The following is a 1,125-nucleotide window of genomic DNA, read 5'->3' as shown; positions in this document are numbered from 1 at the left end:
GTGAACATCTCGCCTATGTCATTTACACCTCAGGCTCTACTGGTCGGCCCAAGGGGGTGATGGTGCGTCATCACGCCCTTAGCCACTTCTTATTAAGCATGCAGGAAACCCCTGGCCTAAGCCCAGACGATATCCTGGTGGCGGTGACCTCTCTATCGTTCGATATTGCCGCCCTGGAGCTGTATCTGCCATTGATCAGCGGCGCAAGGGTGGTGCTGGCGAGCCGCGAGACGACTCGAGATGGCAGGGCCTTGGGTGAATTACTCAATCAGGAGAAAGCGACGGTTCTGCAGGCGACACCCTCCGGCTGGCGGTTGCTACGTTCGTCAGGCTGGCCATGGACGACGGCTCCGCTAACGGCAGGCTTTAAGGGGCTATGTGGCGGTGAGGCTTTGCCACCTGATTTGGCTGAGGATCTGCAAACTCAGGGGATCGAATTGTGGAACATGTATGGCCCCACTGAGACCACGATTTGGTCAGCGACGGATCAGGTGAAGGGCTGCCAAGCTTTCCTGGGAAGGGCGATTGCGGCGACGCAGTTGTACGTTTTGGATAGTGCGCTCAACTTGGCACCCCTAGGCGTGGCGGGGGAGTTGTATCTAGGTGGTGTGGGCTTAGCGCGCGGCTACCTGGGCCGTGCTGAACTGACGACAGAGCGTTTTGTGGCTGACCCCTTTACTGCGGGCGAACGCCTCTACCGTACGGGTGATCTAGTGCGTTGGCGGGAGGATGGTCAGCTTGAATACTTGGGACGGGTTGACCATCAGATCAAAGTGCGCGGCTTCCGTATTGAGCTAGGCGAGATTGAAGCCCAACTGCTAGCCCTGTCGGAGGTACGCGAGGTAGTGGTGGTTGCCCAAGAGGGGCTTAGCGGATCTAGGTTGGTGGCTTATGTGGTTCCCCAAATCGACGTTGAACTCGATACCACCTCGCTACGCGAAACGCTGGGACAAAAGCTACCGGACTATATGGTGCCTGGAGTGATAGTCACTCTGGAGGCGCTGCCGCTAACCCCGAACGGTAAGGTCGACCGTAAGGCTCTGCCCGCGCCGGATTTGGCCAGTAACTCGCGGTACGAGCCGCCCCAGGGTGAGGTGGAAGAAGCGCTGGCGGAAATCTGGTCAG

Annotated in this window: 1 protein-coding gene; it reads left to right on the top strand. The window is 58.5% G+C overall.

Annotation, left to right across the window (positions count from 1 at the left end; all coding sequences use genetic code 11):
• Positions 1–1,125 (top strand): amino acid adenylation domain-containing protein (locus tag K7H09_RS24310; RefSeq protein WP_230806380.1); only part of this gene is annotated, 1,125 nt, incomplete at both ends.

Origin of the sequence: Halomonas sp. IOP_14 (assembly GCF_021021315.1) — a bacterium.
GTDB classification, from domain to species: domain Bacteria; phylum Pseudomonadota; class Gammaproteobacteria; order Pseudomonadales; family Halomonadaceae; genus Vreelandella; species Vreelandella titanicae.
The sequence above is the reverse complement of the archived record's forward strand: the minus strand, read 5'-3'. Positions and strand labels throughout refer to the sequence as shown.